Here is a 20,547-nt window from a genome sequence, read left to right on the forward strand (position 1 = left end):
CATAACAAGGAATATTTTATTTTGTCTGCTCGCCTTCCGGGAAGATAATCTTGTTAATCCCTCCCGAAGATTAAGAGTCATATTGGGAAAAGGCTGTTTTTACTCGCTTACTTTCCTATCGCACTTCTTTTATATTATTCGGTTGATCTAATGAATATTCCGATGTTTGATGCGTACCGTGATGCAGTTCTTGCACTGGCGATAATACCATCACTCCCGATCCTGTATGATCTTTTCGTAACTACAGTTGAGTCCTACGAGGAGCAGAGAAAGCTTGATATTGCCCTGACTGAGACCAAGGCCCAGATCTACAGATACCGCTATTCCCTGGAGATTGAAGAACGCATAAAAAAAGAGCGCCACGAACTGAAGAACAACTATCTTCTGATTCAGACACTCTTACATGAAAAAAAATATGATGAATTATCAGCTTATCTTAATGAATCTATCGGTGAAAAAATGGATAACATCTCCAATGTCTCCACCGGCAATATGATGATAGATTATATATTGAACAGGAAAATATCAGAAGCCAAGAAACAACATATCAAAATTTATACTGAAATAACAATTCCAAATAATCTTACTGTTAATGATGAAAGCTTCTGTACTATTTTCCTAAATCTGTTCAATAATGCCATGGAAGCCTGCCAGAATGTGAGCTATCCGGATATTCACATACTTCTAAGAGTCGTGCATGATTACCTTTGCTGTGAAATAAAAAACAAAGCAAACATGGACAGTGTGCTGTCAAATCCGGAGCTTGCAACCACAAAATCCGACAGTGAAAATCATGGGCTTGGGCTTAAGATAGTTAAGGAAACTATCTCGCACTGCGATGGAATCTTCCAAACCTCTGTTGAGGGCAATTATTTCATCGCCAAATTTATGATACCTACCATTGATATAAATAAGTAAGATCAAATTGAGGCCTTTTCAAGAGCCTCGTCGATATGTGCTGCAAAGTTCTCTCTGCCGACTCTGTCTACAAATCCGTCCTTTTCCATAGTTCTCATGGGCTGCTCATTAACGTGTGAGAAAATGACTCTGACACCCTTCTTCTTGCAGTCCTCAAAGAGCATCTCAAGTGAGCGCATTGCTGTAGCATCAAGTGCAGGTACGCTTCTCATTCTGATTACCAGACACTTGGTGAATTCCTTGGTCGTGATGTTAGCAAGAGCATCTGCATCGCCAAAGAACATGGGGCCGCTTATCTCATATACTCTGACATGCTTGGGAACTACCTTAAGATCAATGCTGTCAGGATCCTCAGTATCCACATCATCAGGATCGATATAAGTCCATCCGCGAACAGTTGATTCCTCGCTCATTCTCTTCATGAAAAGGAGACATGCAAGAATCATACCAACCTCGATTGCAACAACAAGGTCAAATACAACTGTGAGAATGAATGTTGTAACAAGAACTATAATATCGCTCTTAGGTGCAGTCTTGCACAGATGTGCGAAGGGTCTCCACTGACACATGTTATACGCAACCTGGAAAAGGATTGCGGCTATAGTGGGCATGGGGATAAGTGCTGCATAAGGCATAAGCACTACAAGCACAAGGAGAAGAACGATTGAATGTACAATACCTGCGATAGGTGTTCTTCCGCCATTTTTAATATTAGCTGCTGTTCTTGCGATAGCACCTGTTGCAGGGATACCGCCAAAGAGAACTGATCCGATGTTACCACAGCCCTGAGCAATAAGCTCCATGTTTGATCTGTGGTGTGAACCGATCATTCCATCAGCAACAACGGCTGAGAGAAGTGATTCGATCGCAGCAAGAATAGCGATTGTAAATCCGTTTGAAAAAGAACCTCTGATCAGCTTAAAGCTGATAACCGGAGCATGGAACTTAGGAAGTCCTCCGTTAATTGTGTAAAGGTCTCCGATTGTATTAACCTTAAGGCCAAGAACCTTTACCATAACAATTCCGGCGATAACGGCTACAAGGGATGCCGGGATCTTTTCAAAGAACTTAGGCCATATAATAAGGATTGCAAGGCAAACCACTCCGACTATCACAGCCTGGAAATTGATGGTCGAGATGTTTTTGGCGATTGCCTCTACCTTCTCAATTGTTTCAATGGTCACTGTTCCCTTGGGATAAGTAAGTCCCAGGAAATCCTTGATCTGTCCGATAAGGATTGTGACAGCAATTCCCGCAGTAAAACCTGTTGTAATTGTATAGGGAATGAATTTAATAAGACTTCCGAGCCTCAAAAGTCCCATCAGGATCAGAAGAATTCCGGCTATGATGGTAGCCATCATAAGTCCTTCCATTCCATCCTTGGCAACGATTCCTGCAACGATTGTTGCGAAAGCCGCTGTGGGACCTGCTATCTGAACTCTGCTTCCTCCGAGGAATGAGATTATAAAGCCTGCAACAATAGCTGTGTACAGACCCTCCTCAGGACCGACGCCCGATGCAAGCGCAAGAGCAATTGACAACGGAAGCGCAATAATAGCAACGATGATACCTGAAATGACATCAGTAGTGAACTGCTTCGCCGTGTATTTTTTTATCACGGAAAAAAGCATTGGCTTAATTTTATCCTTTTTCATAATAAACCTCCTGAAAAAACCGACAAAATTATAGCACAGTTCGTCAAATCACAATATTATCTATTTGTAGAAATCTGACATATTATCAAGCTCAGTCTTGTACTTTTTGACAACAGAAGCAGGTGCGGTTATTTTTACCGAATCGCCAAGTCCAAATATCCATCCGAAAAACTGGTCACTGACAGCCACCTCAACTCTTGTCTCAGTCCAGCCCTTTTTCTTGGCAGGTTTTATTGCAATATCCTTACCAAATCTGTCAATGATCACACCGATCATTTCGTCCTTAACAGAAAGAGTAACCATAGTGGAGTCTTCACTGCCGAACATTCCGAAGGTGCGATTCTTATATGCAACAGGATCAGCCTTAAAGTGTTCTTTTCCTTCTCTCTTCTCATCCAAAATGGCGATCTTTTCCATTTTATCTACGCGGTAATGTTTCATCTTACCTTCTTTGGAATCAAAAGCTATGAGATAGTAGTTTTCATCGTTCCATGTAAGTCGCCATGGACTTACTACATAAAGCTCTTCCTTCTTGGGAACCAGCTTTTTGTTGGTATCCCAGGTCATATATCTGAAGCTGATCTTTTTATTCTGTGAAATGGCGTTGTGAATATCATCTACAGAGTAGTAGATGCTTTCGTTCATAGTCTTTACACGGCCCTGGACAGAGATCTGTCTCTCAAGCTGTGAGGCTTCATACTTACTTGCAAGAGTTGTAAGCTTTTTGATAAGCGCGTTTGACTTTTTCTCTGTAATGAATTTGAATGACTGAATAGCATCCACCAGGAGCTTTAGCTCCGCCAGCTCAAATTGTCTACTCGCAACATGATAAACATAGTACTTTCCGCTCTTTTCTCCGACAATATCATAACCAATGTCATTTAGGGCCTCGATGTCATTGTAGATACTCTTTCTGTCGGCCGTGACATCGTACATTTCAAGTTCTTCAATTAACTCCGGCATGGTGAGTCCATGCTCGTCATCTGTCTGTTCCTTAAGAATTTTAGCAAGATAGTAAAGCTTTAGTTTTTGATTAGTTCCTTTTGGCATAATCGATAAACTCCTCCCACTCTCTGCATATTTTGTCTGGCTGCACTTTATCAGTAATCTTCAAAGCATTCCTTGAAAGCTTATCCGAAAGCTGTTCATCAGAAAGAACTCTGTCCATCGCATCTGCGAGCGCATCTGCATCTCCAACGGGAACAAGAATCCCAGAGTCCTCCTGTTCCATTAAAAGTCTTGATCCTCCACATGGACAATCAGTTGATATTGATGGAATACCCAGGGCCATCGCTTCTATCAGGGAATTTGGCATACCCTCAAAATCCGAAGAAAGAACAAAAAGGGCTGCATCACTGATCTTCTCTTTTAGCTTATTTGTCGGAGGCATTATTACGACTCTGTCATTAAGTGAGTTCTTTTCAATATATGAAGTGATTTCATCTAGAATGTCCTGCTCTTGAAAATCACCGTAAATCTCAACCTTATAATCGGGATATTTATCAGCTATCTTTTTAAAGGACTTTAGCAATAACAACTGATTCTTTTGTTTTGATATCCTGCCTACATTAACTATTCTCTTTGAGCGCGCGGAGGCTTCAGGCACCATATCAGCAGATATGTTTAAATATTCCTCATCAAGCGGATTAAATATGATTCTGGACCTTTTCTGAAAATCTTTTGAGAAGAAACTCATGGCATCCGGGGTCTGAAATACACAACCACATGCTTTCTTTTCCATATACCGGGTAGCGATTCTGTGCCCTGCGTAATCCTCTACCGGATTGTTCCTTACAGATACAATGAGAGGAGTATTCATTCCAAAGAGACTGAATGCACTCCTGAAATTAGCCTTTGCACAAAAGGAAATGACAAGATCGGGCTTTTCAACTTTAACGCAATCCCTTAGTCTGAAAAGTCTCCTAAAAGCTTTGCTTACTCTTCCCGCCTTCTCATCCTCTTCTGTCAGGCCCACATTTACCCTCTTTACTTTATCTCCAAGGGGATATTCATTTTCCGAGTACCACTGGGTTGCAACAATAACATCATGACCGTTCTTCGAAAGCTTTCTCGACAGAGTGCTAACTACATGCTCTGCGCCACCTCTCCCCATGCTGTTTAAGTGGAATAATATTTTCATAACTGTAGTTATTTCCTTTTTGCTGTTTTTCAGTCCACTAATTTTGTCAGAAATTCTTCATACCATCTGACAAGCTGCTCCAGGTCATAGCCGTGCTCCCGGATGTTCTCGCGCTGGCAGATTCTATGAGGACTCTTTGTATCGGTAGCATTTTCAATGCTTTTAGCAGTACCTTCTGCAGTATCTTCCTTATTAGCATCATTCCTTAACTGAATAGCTGCTTCTGCCCAGCTCTCCGCTGAATCCTGAATCGATTTGGACTCCACAAGTCCTTTTGTAACAATAACATTTGGTGTGATTGTATCCGACATCAAAATCGGAAGAGAGCTCACCTGGGCCTCTATAAGTGTCAGAGGCAATCCCTCAAAAAATGATGGAAATACCATAACATCAAAAGCTGACATGAAATTCTCAGCATCATGCCTTATTCCGGTAAAGATTACCTTATCACCGATTCCGAGATCTTTTGCCTTTTGCATAACTTCAGGCTTCAGATCCCCTTCACCGAGGCATATAAAAACAGCCTTTTCATCAAGCCTTGCTATTTCCTTGAATATCTCCATTAAAAACAGATGGTTTTTTGAAGCAATAAAGTTTGCGATATGGCCGTAGATATGTTTCCCTTCAAGATGAAACTCATCTATTACCTTTTGCCTTTTTTCAGCCTTATACTCAAACTTATTAAGGTCAATAGCATTATTGATCACCTCAAAGCTCTTATCACCATACATCCATTTGCCTGCATTTTCAGAGCATGCAAGCCTCACATCAGTATTGGGAAGAAGTAGTAGCCTTCCGAGAACATGTGCTATTTTTTTAGGATCGGTCTCGTTGTGAGAATGGCATATTGTGATGGCTCCCGCTTTTTTAGCTGCTAAGAGCTGCGGTGCTACAAGCGCATTTGCCGTATGCCTTACGACAACATCGTAGCCTTCTTCCTTAATATGTCTCCCCAACTCCGTCATGTTTTTAATGGGGTGCTTGGTCATTCTGGGAAGCAGGAACACTTTCCCACCAAGCTCTTTGATTCTCGGCTCGTAGCCGTTTTCCTTTATATCATGAACAGCAAAATCAAAAGAAAAGCGCTCCCTATCGATGTTTTCATAGATATTCATTATGAAATTTTCCATTCCGCCGGGATACATTGCGCCTACGATATGTAGAACCTTGATCTTTCTGCCCATTATTTCCTCTGGTTATATATTTTTCATCTACTGACGTAGAGATATTTTATCTGCTCATGGCTGACCACACAGATACAATCCTATATGGTAAATCATATCGTTAATAATATCAAACGATATCAATTGGTGCGAGTTCGTCTGTCCATTGCAGGATTAGATTCATAGAAACGCTTTTTGTCAGCATACATATCTTCATCAGCTTTTCTTAAAGCGGTTCTGATTTCGCGATAGTCATCCACAACGCAGCTTCCTATAGCGAAATTCACATTCCCATATTCTTTAGATAACTCGCGTATTTTTAAAACCTTACTTAGAATCTCTTCTTCCGATGTGGAAGTCATTATCACACAGAACTCGTCACCACCTGCCCTGTAGACCTGGTCATCGCCAAATACATTAACAAGCAGATCAGCAGCATTTTTAATCAGGTTATCACCAGCCACATGACCTTCTGTATCATTTATAGCCTTTAAACCATTGAGATCCGCAAAAACAATTCCAAGAGAATCGCCCTTCTTATCGGGTTTCTCAGATAGCTTAGCCACAACATTATTCATGATGTTACGATTTAAAACACCTGTAAGCATGTCTCTGGAACTCAGAATCTCCATCCTATCCAGAAGTAGATAATTACTTATTTCAGATCCCAAAATAAGGGTTGTTATTCTAAGAGTTTCTTTTATCCTGTCTGACTTTTCAGGATCAAAATTGTCTGCCCAAATATACCCTATAACTTCATCACCGGTTTTTAACGGGAACAGTACCAATGAAAAGATCCCTTCATTTTTCAATGATTCATACCAAGGCAGGTTCTTTTCCTTGAGGTAACCCATGTCATTCTCATTTTTGATGATCAGACAATCGCTACCTGCAATTGTATCCTTCCATGTAGAAACGATATCGTAAAAGCCCATGTCAAGGTGATTTCTGAAGGATTTAAGCTTTGTCGCCTCTGTTCTATCCTCTCCCAAAACTCTGCAGTTGTGGTTCTCGTGATCTACCAAAAGAACCACGCACATCTCCGCAACGCACATTTTTCTGATGGATTTTACGACATCATTCATTGATTTCTGAAAATCATTGTTACTCCTAAGAACAACACAGGTTTCCAGAACCTCACTCGCAATGTCTCCTGAAATCTTAGAAAATGCTTCGTAATCTGCTTCAAAATCCAGCTCCATGGTATACATGCAATAGCATATATTTCCCTCATCGCACACAAGGGGCATAAAAACCATATTGATCCATACATCATGCCTTTCAGGCATTACATATGAATGAATCATCTTTTTCTTTACTGCAGCCTGATAACATGCAGTCTCAAAGTTCATATCTTTTGGCAAATAATCAGTATATAAAGAATTGGGAATAAAATGGCGCTTCTCCAGATTAAGCTCATCCACCGGATTTTCAACGTTATCAATATATGCCTTATTACCGCTCACAAGGCGGATTTCACCATATTCTCCATTTGGAAGCTTTTCAACTGATATGACGCATGTCATAGCGCCCATGCTATTAGCAATCGCATTAAAATCCATAGCCATGTCACCCTCATAGAAATGTTTTGTTTTAGAAATCAACAGGAAAACATTATTATTTTAATTATATCAAATGGATAAGAATGAGGGTGGATTTTTTTACGGGATCAGACATTAAACAGGGGGGCAGCCCTACACGAGAACAAAGAGTCGCTCGCGACTCTTTGCGCGCTGGTGCGCGCAAGCTTTAGCTTGCAAAATTCATCTGCGCACCAGTCGCATCCTTAGCGGAGCGCTTTTTATTCAATAGGAAATCCAAAGGAATTTCCTATTGAACAAAAAAGGAGGCCGAAGCCTCCTTTAAAAATCAATCCTCGCGAAGCACTGTGACTCCATAGGAATTACAGCAGATGTGCTCTAAGCTCCTCGCCGCTCTTATCTGACAGATAAGCCGGAGGAATATCAAGCATTGTCTTGCAGCCTGTCTGACCTTCCTTCTGCATGCGGAATGCTGCTCTTGCAACAGCTACAAGTACGCTTGTTGTGAACTCGGGGTTAGAATCAAGCTTTAAGCTGTACTCGATGATGTGATTGTGCTCCTTGTCAGCACCTGTCTTACCGCTTCTGAATACGAAGCCGCCATGTGCCATTCCGCTGTGATTCTTGAGAAGCTCGTCCTCGCTGATGAAATGAACTGTTGTGTCATAATCAGCAAAGTAGTTTGGCATCTCCTTGATTTCCTTCTCAACCTTTGCTGCGTCAGCGCCATCCTCAAGGACAACGAAGCATTCTCTTGTGTGCTTATCTCTTGTTGTGAGCTCGGGATTTTTACCGCTTCTTACAGCTTCAAGCGCGCTCTCTACAGGAATTGTGTACTGCTTTGCATTCTTAACGCCTGCGATTCTTCTGATTGCATCAGAATGCCCCTGTGATACACCTTTTCCCCAGAATGTATAATCATTTCCGTCGGGAAGTATTGCATTTGAATATACTCTTGCAAGTGAGAACATTCCGGGATCCCAGCCACAGGAGATAACAGCAACCTTGCCTGCTTCCTTAGCTACCTTATCTACGTTAGCAAAGTGCTCCGGAATTCTTGCGTGTGTGTCAAAGCTGTCTACTACGTTGAAAAGCTTACCAAACTCAGGTGTCTGCTCCGGAAGATCTGTTGCGCTTCCTCCACAAAGGATCATGACATCAACCTTATCCTTCCAGTCTGCAACATCCTTAACAGAAACCACAGGAACACCTGCTGTCTTTATTGATAATGAAGCGGGATCTCTTCTTGTAAAAACTGCAACCAGCTCCATATCAGGTGCTGCCTTTACAGCGAGTTCAACGCCTTTACCAAGATTTCCATATCCGATAATACCGATTCTAGTGCTCATACTTCCTCCTTTTCTTAAACAAAAACTCTTAATGGGCATTATACGCTTAAACTGGTGAAAAAATCCACCCTCATTAGAATAAGTCTATGAAATTAAATACTTTTTCAAAATACAAATCAGGATCCAGATACATCGCCTGTCCATGTCCCGCACCCTCAACTACATAGATATCCTTCTGTGTGGGGCAGGCATCATATAACTCGTAGACCATATCTGCATTAACAAAGTTATCCTTTGACCCATGAATGAACATAATCGGTATCTTTGTCTTCCTTACCTGATCTATGGCCGAAGCTTCCCAAAACGTGTATCCGGCCCTTAGCTTGCTGATCAGGCTTGCTGTGTGCAGAATGGGAAACTGTGGTATGTGGAACAGATATCTTGCTTCATCGGTGAACTCATCCCACACTGAAGTATAGCCGCAGTCATCAACGATTGCCTTCACATTTGCTGGAAGTTCTTCACCTGACACCATCATGACGGTCGCGCCGCCCATGGATACTCCGTGCAATACAATCTCTGCTTCAGGGTCAATATTCACAATGTAATCAATCCATAGTTTTATGTCGTCCTTATCAAGCCAGCCCATTCCGAGCATTTTGCCTTCGCTCTCACCGTGAGCCCTATTGTCCGGAGCGACCACGTTATAGCCTCTCTTGGCATAATATCTTGCATAGGGATACATATGCTGGCGCTTACTTGTATAGCCGTGAACAGCTATGAGCCACTTATGGCTGCTCTTATCCGTATTAAAAACGTCCCCTACAAGCTTAAGCCCATCCTTAGACGTTAATGATACTGTTTCCTTTTCAGCAGACTCTACCCATTCATCAGTAAGAGAGCTTATACTCTTCCACACTTCATCGACTTTATCCTGCGTATCTTTTGTTGTTACCGGTTCTGGCGCCACATCAACTCCTGATGCCGATGAACGCATAAGTGCAAATGAAACAAGATAATTTCCTGCTATGATATCAAGGATAACCAGTACTGCAGCTATGATGATCAATATACGCTTTACGACTGTGCCCTTATTCTTTTTTGTACCACTTTTCATATGCCTTAATTCACTTTCTTAAAATAGTTCGTGTTGAATCTTTTACTATTTAATTGCTTTCAATTTTATATTCTCTTTTGCCTAATTTGTCAAGCCCACTATGTTATTATCGGCACATCTTAAATATTTTTTTGTATAATAAATTTATATTTTCTGAATATTAAGACTTGGAGGTTTTTGACTATGAAAATTCTTGTGATAAACGGATCCCCAAAGGGCGAAAGCAGCATAACCTATCAGACCATGCTCTATATTGAGGCATTTTTCGAAAAACATGACTACAAAGTCATCCATGCCGGCGAAAAAATAAAGCATCTGGAAAAAGATTTCCAAGGCGCTGAGGAAATGCTAAAGTGGGCAGACCTCCTGGTCTTCTGCTATCCTGTCTACACATTCCTTGTTCCGTCACAGCTCCACAGATTCATTGAAATAGTAAAAGAAAAGAAGATTGACCTTTCCGGGAAATATGCGACTCAGATTTCGACTTCAAAGCATTTCTACGATACAACGGCTCACGAATTCATTAGAGAGAATTGCCTTGATCTGGGTCTGTCTTATATAAGGGGACTAGCCGCTGATATGGATGATCTTCTGAAAAAGAAGGGACAGTACGAAGCGAAAGCTTTTTTCAAGCATATCTTATGGTCAGTTAAAAATGATCATGCAGAAATATCAGCTAAACATGAGAATACCGATCCTCTATTTACAGCTACGCATGGTAATCATCCTGCCCCAGAAGTAAAAGATCAGCACATTGCTCTGGTAACCGATTGTGGAGAAGATGATATCGTTCTAAAGTCCATGATTGATAGGTTTAAAGAGACTGTTCCGTATCATGTGGATATAGTAAATCTCAAGGATTTTAACTTTTATGGCGGATGCCTTGGCTGCTTTAACTGCGCTGCTTCAGGCGAGTGCATATATAAAGATGGCTTCGATGTATTTCTGCGGGATAAGATTCAGACGTCAGCTGCAACAATCTATGCTTTCAGGATAAAAGATCACTCAATGGGATACAGGTTCAAGTTGTATGATGACCGCCAGTTCTGCAATGGCCATCGTACAGTTACCATGGGTAAGCCTGTAGGATACCTAATTGACGGGCACCTTTCATGTGAGAACAACTTGAAGACACTTATTGAAGGCCGCTCACAGGTTGGAGGAAATCCTCTGGCCGGAGTAGTATCAAACGAGAAGGACGTAGACAGACAAATTGACATACTTTGCTCAGAATTGGACTACCTTCTCACAAATAAATACATTCAGCCCGCAAACTTCTACGGAGTAGGCGGCATGAAGATTTTCAGGGATCTCATCTACAAGATGCAGGGCATGATGCGCGAGGATCATCGTTTCTATAAGGAGCATGGATTCTACGACTTCCCGCAAAAGGACAAAGTCACAATCCTAGGCATGTATCTTGTCGGTGCTATGATGAAGTCAGGTTTTGCAAAAAAGAATACAGGCAAAATGACACAGGGAATGCTGATGCCATATAAGGAAGTGATAGATAGTGCAAAGAAGAGAACCTAACGTACTTGCGGCCGCAATTGTCTCTTCTAGCTGTTTGCGGCTGCAGAATTGACTTTCCATAACTAAAATCAAAGAGAATTTCATTGCAAACCGCGGCCGCATTTATCTCTTCTTGCACCTTTCGGCCGCGGAATTGTCTTTCCATAACTAAAATCAAAAAGAATTTCGTCGCAAACCGCAGCCGCATTTTTCTCTTTAACCCTTTGCGGCCGCACATTCCATTGCACAGCAACCGTTGCGCAACAACATTCCCCCAAAACAACTGCCCAATATGACTTCCACAAAACAGAGGCTGCCATACAGCAGCCTCCATCAAATAATCACTCTATATCAAATTATCATCATTTATTAAACAATCATCATTTATCCATCATCTAATATCATATACACTTCTAAGTCTCAGCTTCGAAGCATCTCCTGAGATCACCTCCACAGTAACCTCTCCGGCATTCATGTCGAAATAGTTGTCGGAAAGAACCAGGTCCTCATTTTCATTCAGAATCTCGACGCCTCTCGCGTAAGCCTCGGCCTTAACCACAATTTTATTTCCATCAACCTTAGCGGTAAGATTAGGATTCTGATACTTGAAGTACTTCGGCATTGTAAAGATAACTGTTCCTGATGAAACAACCTCTCCATCAACCACAGCCTGATAGCTTACATAATTACTGAATCTGTCAGCATCCTCAAAGGTAACCTTCTGTGTCCATACACTTGTAAGTGCAGGAACATCAAGCTCCTCACTGCCTTCTCTTATAACCTCTGCCTTGGCATTTCTAAGCTGCCACTTAACCGTAGCTTTGATAGCCTTTCTGGTCTCGTTCGCCACATTGAACACAGCCTCCTGCTTAACCTCTCTGGGAAGCCAGTTAAGCGGTACTCCGCAGGTCATCTCGCCCTCCTCCTGACAGGAAACGAGGATAGGTGCGAAGAACCTCTTCTCAGCATAGTGCAGAGCCTTAAGCCTTCCGCTGTAATCAACACTTGCCCAGGAAGCAACCGGCCAACAATCGTTGAACTGCCATACTACAGCTCCCATGCAGCGACCACGGTTTCTTCTGAAATGCTCTACGCCGTAGCGGATCGCATCAGCCTGAAGCATCTGGGATGCATATATTACTGTTGAAAAATCGTTCGGATACAGATATGTCTGCTGCATATAGTTCATGATCTTACCGTTTGCAGCGCCGTTCCTCTGATGCCTCTCCATAATATATGAGAATACATTCTTATCCGCAGGATCATCCGTGAAGCTCTCAACAGTCTTCTCAGCAGGGAAGGACTGGAATCCAAACTCTGAAAGGAACCTGAAATAGAACTTCCTATATTCAGAGAAGGGCTGATTACCATGCCAAACCTCCCAGTAATGCACATCTCCGCGGTTTTCATCATTGGGCTCATCGAAGCATCCGCCTGAAGAAGGTGATGCAGGCCAGTAGTATACGTCAGGCGCATACTGCTTCATCATTCCGGGAATGATGTACTCGTACATGATTGTGTAGTCGCGCTTCTCAGACTTCTTGGATACCCAAACGCCATAATCAACGAACATCTCCATCTCGTTATTACCGCACATAAGGCCAAGAGATGCGTGATGGCGAAGTCTTATAAGGTTGTCTTTAAACTCAGCTCTGATATTTTCCTCAAAATCAGGTGTAAGATCGTAAACACCACATGCGAACATGAAATCCTGCCATACGAGGATTCCGTATTCATCACAGATGTCGAAGAACCAGTCGTCAGGATAATAGCCGCCGCCCCAAACTCTTATGGAGTTGTAATTAGCAAAAACAGCTTTATCCAGGAGCTTCCTTGTAACATCGGGATTCACTCTTCCAAGAAGATGATCCTCAGGAATATAGTCAGCTCCCATTGCGAATACTTTAACACCGTTCACAACGAAGCAGAACTCACTGCCCCACTCGTCCTTCTCTGTACTTACAGTACAGGTGCGAAGTCCGATTCTGCGCTCCCAGGTATCAAGAACTTCTCCGTTTTCACCTTTAAGAGTAACCTTAACGTTATATAACGGTTGTTTCCCATAACCGTTAGGCCACCAAAGCTGAGGGTTCTCTATGCTGATACTCAAAGAAGAATCATCTTCTCCTGACTGAGCAAGGTTCTCCTTGCTACCCTCAAACACCTTTCCGTCGGGGGATTCAATTCTTACCTCATATGAAAGTCCCTCAAGATCCGATTCCGAAATAACAATCTCCGGATTCCACGCATATCCGGTTCCACCGCTGATCTCTTTTCTTCTGAAAATATGATTCATATCAGCAATTTCAGGTGTTATCTTAAGTTCTACTGTACCTGTCTCATTTCCGTCAGCATCAATCTTCACATTGTCATGATTCTGATTTATAAGCACAGAATCCAGCCTTGCCCTGTTATAACATCTGATTGAAATCGGTCTGAAAATTCCGGCATCGGGAAGATGTGCGCCCCAGTCCCATCCAAACATGCAATGAGCTTTTCTCAAATAGGTAAAGCCCTGCATAGCGTCCTCACTTCCCTTGGAAGGAAGCTCACGGCTCTCGAAGGCCTCTTTGATAAACCTTGTGGGAGAATGGAAATAAACCTTGAGCTCATTATCAGCCTTCAAGGCTTCCTTAATGTCAAATTCCCAGGTTCTGTGCATGTTATTCACATTGCCAAGGAGTATTCCGTTAAGGTACAGATCAGCTACGGTATCAAGACCATCGCAGTGAAGCATCACCACATCGAAATTCTCTGCGTCAGCAGGCGCTGCAAAATTGCAGACATACTCATAGTCGTTATCCATGAGTGCAAGCGCCTTATCCTCATTGTCCTTAAAGAAGGGATCTTCCATCTCTCCCTCTCTCAAGAGATCCGTGTAAACAGATCCCGGGACAACTGCACTTATAAACCTGTCTTCTCCGACTTTGCGCAGCCTCCAATTCTCATTCAGTTCAATTGTTTTCATACTATACTCTTCTCCTTTTAAATATATTGTTTTGACATAAATCCCCAATATGCCAAAAAATAACGCCCTCTCTCTTATTCAAAACAAGAGAGAAGGCGTATAAATCACTTCAGTACCTTTTTAATCTCCCGGATCACGATCTTCAATGCCTTTAATCTGGCATATTTCTTATCGACCGACTCAAGAACGTACCAGGGCGCGAAGGTAGTGCTGGTCTTCGCGATCATCTCATCAATAGCCCCCTCGTAGAGATCCCACTTCTCACGGTTTCTCCAGTCCTCATCAGTTATCTTCCACTGCTTCTCAGGAGTGTTCTGCCTGTCCGTAAAGCGCGCAAGCTGCGTATCCTTGTCTATCTGCACCCAGAACTTGATGATAACCGCTCCCCAATCCGAAAGTTCCTTCTCAAACTCATTTATTTCATTATACGCTCTTTGCCAATCATTTTCAGAACAAAATCCTTCTAATCTTTCAACCATTACACGACCGTACCAGGTTCTGTCAAAAATGGTAATATGCCCGGTCTTTGGAAGTCTTGTCCAGAATCTCCAGAGATAATGCCTTGCCTTTTCATGGGGCTCAGGACTCGCAATGGGCTCCACAACATAATCTCTTGGATCAAGAGCAGCTGTTATTCTTTTAATATTACCACCCTTACCGGCAGCATCCCAGCCTTCATAGGCAATGATAACAGGTATTTTCTTTCTATAGACCTTATTTCCAAGCTCCCTGAGCTCCTTTTGAAGCTTTTTAAGCTCTAGCTCATATTCCTCATCTGTTACGAATTTATCCGACAGATCGATATCAGAGAGCTTCTGAACCTTCTCCATAGGGAAAGTGTTCTGCAAAATCGGGACATTGAGGGAATGATTCTTAAGGGCAATATCTATGCCCTGATTAAGAAACTGAAGCACCTGAAGCTCTGCCCATTTCTTGTCGGAGGCATCAATTATATACCAGGGAGTTCTTGACTCATTGGTATCACTCAGATACTTATCATAGACATCCTCTATTTCCTCATAATGCTTATTCTGTTTAAGATCCGCATCGGTTACGCGCCAGCTTGTATCCTTGCTGTCAAGAAGGTTGTCCAGACGTTTCTTCTGCTCCTTCTTTGATATATTCATGAAAAACTTCACCACAAGATAGCCGTTGTCACAGAGCTGACGTTCTATAGTATTTATGGAGTGCACACGCTTAGCGTAGGTTTCTTCATCCATTGTGCCCTGAAGAACACCGTCAACTATCTCCTCCATCCAGCAGGTATCGAAGAACCTGAATTTACCTGCCTCCGGTATCTCCTTGATATATCTGTATAAAAACGGATAGCGCTTTTCTTCATCGCTGGGCTCGCGATCAAGCGTTGCCACCTTAAAAAATCTCGGATCGATGTTTCTTATAACTTTGCCGATAACAGCTCCCTTTCCCGCTGTATTCCACCCTTCAAACAGCACCATTACAGGCAGTCCTGCCTCTTTTATCTTCATCTGGGACGCTGACAGCTTTGCTCTCTCTTCCTTAAGCTTTTCCTTTAGTTCTTCCTCTGCCGGTATTTCAGCAGCAACAAAATTCTTAAGCATAATAAACCCCCTTTAAAGTGAAAAAACACCGTATATGGTCATAATACCATATACGGTGCTCACTTTAATATGTTTAGAAAAGTTTAATTATTATCGGCTTTTCGAATTATTATATTAGCTTGCAATGTTGTTGAAGCTTACGCCACGGTTGATATCACCCTGGTAATTCTCACCGAATTTGTAATCATTTCCGGGAAGGATTGCATTAAGCACGATACCGAAAATAGCCGCAAGAGCAAGTGATGTAAGTGTTATTGATGTCTCACCGATCTGGAATGTAAATCCGTTTGAGAAACCAAGACCTGTTACAAGAATAACTGCTGCTACGATAAGATTTCTTGACTTTGTGAAGTCAACCTTATTCTCAACTACATTTCTTACGCCAATAGCTGAGATCATTCCGTAAAGCACGAAGCTGATACCACCGATGATAGCTGTTGGCATTGTACCGATAACATCTGCAATCTTGGGAATGAAGCTTACAACAACTGCATATACAGCTGCGATTCTTACAACCTTGGGATCATATACCTTTGAAAGCTCAAGGACACCGGTGTTCTCACCGTAAGTTGTATTTGCAGGGCCTCCGAACAAGCCTGCAAGTGCTGTTGCAAGACCGTCTCCCATAAGAGTTCTGTGAAGACCGGGCTTCTCGATAAAGTTATTACCTGTTGTAGCTGAGATAGCTGAGATATCACCTACATGCTCCATCATAGTAGCGATTGCGATGGGTGCCATTACAAGAATAGCTGTGATATCGAATTTAGCAATTACAAACGGAGGAAGCCCCACGAGGCTTGCTGATGCGATAGGTGCAAAATCAAGGATCGCACTTCCGTCTACGTTTGTCATTCCTGCAAGGTGCATTACAAGAGCAACCACGTAGGAAATTACAACACCCATAAGAATAGGTATGATCTTCCACATTCCTTTTCCCCAGATGTTAAAGATGATAACAACTGCAAGTGCGATGATAGCAAGAAGCGGATTAACAGCTGCATTGCTTACTGCTGAAGGAGCAAGTGAAAGACCAATGCAGATGATGATAGGTCCTGTTACTACCGGAGGAAGGAAATGCATTACCTTCTTTACTCCAACAACTTTTACGAAGAGTGCCAACACGAGATACAAAAGACCTGCAACTACGATACCTCCGCAGGCATAAGGAAGCTTCTCACCATATGTCATATCAGCGAATTTTCCGGTATTAAGCTCTGCGACGGTAGCAAAACCACCAAGAAATGCGAATGATGAACCAAGAAATGCCGGTACCCTGAATTTAGATAAAAGGTGGAACAAAAGTGTTCCTATTCCGGCAAAGAACAATGTTACCTGAACTGAAAGCCCCTCACCATGAAAATAACTGTTTACCAGAATCGGTACCAGTATCGTTGCTCCAAACATTGCAAACATGTGCTGCAGTCCAAGAATCAGCATCTTCGGTTTGCCAAGCGTTGTAGCGTCATAAATTGCCTGTCGTTTTTCTCCCATTACCTTCTCCTCCGTTATGGTTTGTAGAAATATTAATACATAAAAAAAGCTCCTGGGGATTTCCCAGAAGCCCTAATGATTATATCATGCAAGCGTTTGTAATTAAAGAAATTAATCATTATACATTAGCATTTTTTTCTGATTTATCTGAAGACCCTCCAAACAGGATCATTGCAATCAGCGGAGTAATTGTACCGGTGTACAGAGGATCAAGCTCATGTCCGGTCTTGTTGCAGAAAATATTAACTACTACCAGAACTACCAGTATTCCTAATGATATTGCCACTGCTCTAATAATGTTTTTCATAACATTTTTCCTTTCGTAGACAAATCATACCGCCCACAGGTTTGCAGGCGGTATGTATATGATCAGCTCACCGAATTAGCACTTGGATGTGCACTTAATTGTGGGGCAAAAAGCTGTAGAAGCTGCGATTATGATCGGAACTACAGGTGCTACACCACCAGCCTGCTCTGCGTTTGTAAGTTCCTTAAGTTCCTGCTCGTTTACCTCACCCTCGGGTGCGTTTTTGATTTCGTTATTAAATTCTCCCATTTTTCCTTCTCCTTTTTCCAGTAATTGATTTCCTCTTAATATTCAGTTGTCAAATTAGTTGCAGCAAGCCTGACACTCTTTTGTGATTGTGCAGTAGCTGCCTCTGTTACCAAGTGAAGCACTGAGGTCTGCATACCAGCCTGCGCCTGCAAGGGCTTCCATATCCTGCTCTGTAAGCTCGATAGATACACTTGCCTTAGGATCTGTAAGAATCTCCATCTTCTGTCTTAATACTGGATCCTTGATGTCCTTTACGTTTGCCATTTCTTTTTTCTCCTTCTCTCTTAAAAATTTGTTTGTGTGTTCCTTACAAATACGATTATATGCGACTTTTCACCATTTCTACGTTTATGTAACCAATCGTTATTTTTATGTCCTTGCCGTAAGTTATTCGTTTCAAATAATACGTTTATGAATAATAAGCGTTATGTTTTCTTTAATTACAATGTGCATTACAGTCTCTGGTACATGATATGTATCTTAAGTCCCTATGCCCAAAGAAGTGCTCCAGATTTCCATACCATCCTGCTCCTGAGAGAGCTTCCATATCCTGCTCTGTAAGCTCAGCGAATACACTCTCCTCCTGCGCCTTCATTACCATATCCAGCTTGCTTCTTATCTCCGGATCAATAATTTTCTCAAAACTTGCCATACCTCTTTTCTCCTTTCCAGAATTGTTATTGGTTGTTATAGCCTAATTTTAGGATGGCAGCGGTATTTCCCCGGTATTCGATAGCAAAACATCATTTGATAGTCATTCTCGTTATTTTCCATCTCTTTTACACGTTCGTGAAATCGTAAACGTAACGCCTTATATTTTTCCTTCACATTAAAGAAACACTTGCTATAAAATAAGACAAAAAAAGGACCAGACTATACAGTCTGATCCAAAGGAGTGATATATGTATAAATGTTAATTTGCTTTCTTAAAAAAGCCCCTAAGCCCCTTGGCCTGGCGATATGACAATAGGCACTGATCCCCATTTACCATATAGATAACATTATTCTGAAGGTCTACCTCCTTAATGTTATCCTTATTTACCAAAAAGGCCCTGTGACAGCGATAAAATCTGTCATCAAGTTCTTTCTCTATCTCTTTTATCTTTCCCAAAAATTCCATCTGCCTGTTTTTGCAATGAAGAATAATCTTGTGCACATTAGCCGAGGTCTCAAAGAAAAGAATCTCGTCGTAGTCCACAGTATATACTTTATCCGCAACCTTAATGGAATAGTTGGTCTGAACCTTATTATTTGCAGACGCAAACCTCTGATTGGCCTTCAGAATACACTCATATATCCGCTTATCCATATCATCCGGTTCGTCCTTCAATATGAAGTCAAGGGCTTCCAACTTAAACATAAATGTCATATAGCTCATCTCGGAATGAGTCGTGACAAAAATGATAAAGCCCCTGGGATCGTATTTCCTGATTTCCTGCGCCAAAACAAGTCCTGTCATATCGGAATTCAAATCTATATCCAGAAAATATATTCCTACATTTTCCGAAACCTTAACCTTCTCAAGAACCGTATGTGGATTCTCTGTGACACATTCCAGCTCCATATCGTAATCTTCCATCAGAACTATGTTCTCGATCACTTTCTTGATATGATTCCTCTGTTCAGTATTATCTTCGCATACATATAGTTTAAGCATTACACGTTTTCCCCTAACAAAACTGTATAGTTCCCCCAAAGCATAATATCATTATTATTATATTGAGCCGTACTGTCAATATAATGCATGTTATGCTCTCATCAGTTCAAGGAACGTATCCTCAAGGGTCTCGCATGCCTCGTACAAACCGGTCATAACGATCTTATGCTTATAGAGAATCCTTGCTATGTCGTTCTTCTCATTGGCACCGATCTTCACCCTTACCTCATTTTCATTCGAAGAAATGATATTATATCCGGCTTCCTTAAGAATTGCTGCCGTCGTTTCGGTATCAAGAGTTTCAATAACAAATGTAATTTGTCTTTTCTTCACATCATTTGCAAAATCCATCACTTGGATGACTTCGCCCTTTTTGATCATGATCGCTCTGTCACACATTTTTTCCAGCTCGCCCAGAAGATGGCTTGAAATAAGAACAGTGATATTCTTCTCACTGGCAATTCTTCTGATATATTCGCGCACCTCATAAATACCCTGAGGGTCCAGACCATTAGTAGGCTCATCAAGAATAAGAACATCAGGATCCTTAAGAAGTGCCTGCGCGATTCCAAGCCTCTGTCTCATACCAAGCGAATAGGATTTTACATTTTTATTTGCAGCATCGGAGAGACCCAAAAGCTCCAGAAGCTCTTCGACCTTCTTACTTCCCACGCCGTTAAGTCTGGCAAAATACATGAGATTCTGATAACCGGTGTTATAAGGATAGAAATTAGGCGTTTCGATCATACTTCCGATATCTCTTACTCTGCTAAGGTCAACTTCCCCGGTGTAATTGCGTGTCAGGCCCACAAGTATTTTCATAATGCTGGTCTTACCTGCTCCATTTGGTCCGATGAGGCCGACAATTTCACCTCTTTTAAGCTCAAAAGAGACATTCTTTAATATCTGAAAATCCTTTACCTTCCTATTAATATTATTTACCTTTAATACATATTCCAT

General features: G+C 41.8%; 18 protein-coding genes. 2 read left to right on the plus strand and 16 right to left on the minus strand.

Going from position 1 to position 20,547, the window contains the following annotated elements; translation table 11 throughout:
• Window positions 1–150 precede the first annotated feature (150 nt).
• Window positions 151–918 (plus strand): sensor histidine kinase, encoded by a 768-nt coding sequence (locus G586_RS0118940; protein WP_081674471.1) that lies wholly within the window; start codon window positions 151–153, stop codon window positions 916–918.
• A gap of 2 nt (window positions 919–920) precedes the next feature.
• Here G586_RS0118940 and G586_RS0118945 read toward each other — a convergent pair whose 3' ends face one another.
• From G586_RS0118945 to G586_RS0118975, 7 genes are all read right to left on the minus strand, one after another.
• A complete protein-coding gene (locus tag G586_RS0118945) occupies window positions 921–2,573 on the minus strand; it encodes a SulP family inorganic anion transporter (RefSeq protein ID WP_026528973.1) in 1,653 nt (550 codons plus the stop codon).
• 60 nt (window positions 2,574–2,633) lie between these two features.
• A complete protein-coding gene (locus tag G586_RS0118950) occupies window positions 2,634–3,623 on the minus strand; it encodes a helix-turn-helix transcriptional regulator (protein WP_026528974.1) in 990 nt (329 codons plus the stop codon).
• On the minus strand, window positions 3,607–4,713 hold the full coding sequence (locus tag G586_RS0118955) for a glycosyltransferase (RefSeq protein WP_026528975.1): 1,107 nt from the start codon (window positions 4,711–4,713) through the stop codon (window positions 3,607–3,609). The genes G586_RS0118950 and G586_RS0118955 overlap by 17 nt, the downstream gene beginning before the upstream one ends.
• A 29-nt stretch (window positions 4,714–4,742) precedes the next feature.
• Window positions 4,743–5,897 (minus strand): glycosyltransferase, encoded by a 1,155-nt coding sequence (locus tag G586_RS0118960; RefSeq protein ID WP_026528976.1) that lies wholly within the window; start codon window positions 5,895–5,897, stop codon window positions 4,743–4,745.
• A gap of 119 nt (window positions 5,898–6,016) precedes the next feature.
• Entirely contained in the window at window positions 6,017–7,444 is a 1,428-nt protein-coding gene (locus G586_RS0118965; protein WP_051204931.1) for a sensor domain-containing diguanylate cyclase, read from the minus strand.
• 335 nt (window positions 7,445–7,779) lie between these two features.
• Window positions 7,780–8,766, minus strand: coding sequence for a diaminopimelate dehydrogenase (locus tag G586_RS0118970; protein WP_026528978.1), 987 nt, complete (start codon window positions 8,764–8,766; stop codon window positions 7,780–7,782).
• A 73-nt stretch (window positions 8,767–8,839) separates the two neighbouring features.
• On the minus strand, window positions 8,840–9,823 hold the full coding sequence (locus G586_RS0118975; protein WP_051204932.1) for an alpha/beta hydrolase: 984 nt from the start codon (window positions 9,821–9,823) through the stop codon (window positions 8,840–8,842).
• Between the two features lie 183 nt (window positions 9,824–10,006).
• On the opposite strand from G586_RS0118975, the gene G586_RS0118980 reads away from it, so the two are divergent.
• Window positions 10,007–11,356, plus strand: coding sequence for an NAD(P)H-dependent oxidoreductase (locus tag G586_RS0118980; protein ID WP_026528980.1), 1,350 nt, complete (start codon window positions 10,007–10,009; stop codon window positions 11,354–11,356).
• Window positions 11,357–11,726: 370 nt separating this feature from the next.
• On the opposite strand, the gene G586_RS0118990 is transcribed toward G586_RS0118980, so the two are convergent.
• The 9 genes from G586_RS0118990 to G586_RS0119035 form a co-directional block, all read right to left on the minus strand.
• The gene (locus G586_RS0118990) at window positions 11,727–14,303 is read right to left on the minus strand and encodes a beta-mannosidase (protein WP_026528982.1); all 2,577 of its coding nucleotides are present in this window, start codon (window positions 14,301–14,303) and stop codon (window positions 11,727–11,729) included.
• Between the two features lie 104 nt (window positions 14,304–14,407).
• A complete protein-coding gene (gene pap / locus G586_RS0118995; protein ID WP_026528983.1) occupies window positions 14,408–15,883 on the minus strand; it encodes a polyphosphate:AMP phosphotransferase in 1,476 nt (491 codons plus the stop codon).
• A gap of 114 nt (window positions 15,884–15,997) precedes the next feature.
• Window positions 15,998–17,374, minus strand: a complete 1,377-nt coding sequence (locus G586_RS0119000) for a uracil-xanthine permease family protein (RefSeq protein WP_026528984.1) — start codon at window positions 17,372–17,374, stop codon at window positions 15,998–16,000.
• A gap of 118 nt (window positions 17,375–17,492) precedes the next feature.
• Window positions 17,493–17,681 carry a hypothetical protein gene (locus G586_RS0119005; protein WP_026528985.1) on the minus strand — a complete coding sequence of 63 codons (189 nt, stop codon included), beginning with the start codon at window positions 17,679–17,681 and terminating at the stop codon, window positions 17,493–17,495.
• Between the two features lie 75 nt (window positions 17,682–17,756).
• A complete protein-coding gene (locus G586_RS26715; protein ID WP_196811651.1) occupies window positions 17,757–17,930 on the minus strand; it encodes a class II lanthipeptide, LchA2/BrtA2 family in 174 nt (57 codons plus the stop codon).
• Between the two features lie 54 nt (window positions 17,931–17,984).
• Complete coding sequence (locus G586_RS23925; protein ID WP_035773641.1) at window positions 17,985–18,194, minus strand: plantaricin C family lantibiotic; 210 nt, start codon at window positions 18,192–18,194, stop codon at window positions 17,985–17,987.
• Between the two features lie 172 nt (window positions 18,195–18,366).
• The gene (locus tag G586_RS0119020) at window positions 18,367–18,582 is read right to left on the minus strand and encodes a hypothetical protein (RefSeq protein ID WP_026528986.1); all 216 of its coding nucleotides are present in this window, start codon (window positions 18,580–18,582) and stop codon (window positions 18,367–18,369) included.
• Window positions 18,583–18,843: 261 nt separating this feature from the next.
• The gene (locus tag G586_RS0119025; protein WP_026528987.1) at window positions 18,844–19,587 is read right to left on the minus strand and encodes a LytR/AlgR family response regulator transcription factor; all 744 of its coding nucleotides are present in this window, start codon (window positions 19,585–19,587) and stop codon (window positions 18,844–18,846) included.
• Window positions 19,588–19,677: 90 nt separating this feature from the next.
• Window positions 19,678–20,547, minus strand: coding sequence for an ABC transporter ATP-binding protein (locus G586_RS0119035; RefSeq protein ID WP_026528988.1), 870 nt, complete (start codon window positions 20,545–20,547; stop codon window positions 19,678–19,680).

This window comes from Butyrivibrio sp. VCD2006 (assembly GCF_000423925.1).
In the GTDB taxonomy this organism is placed as follows: Bacteria; Bacillota; Clostridia; order Lachnospirales; family Lachnospiraceae; genus Butyrivibrio.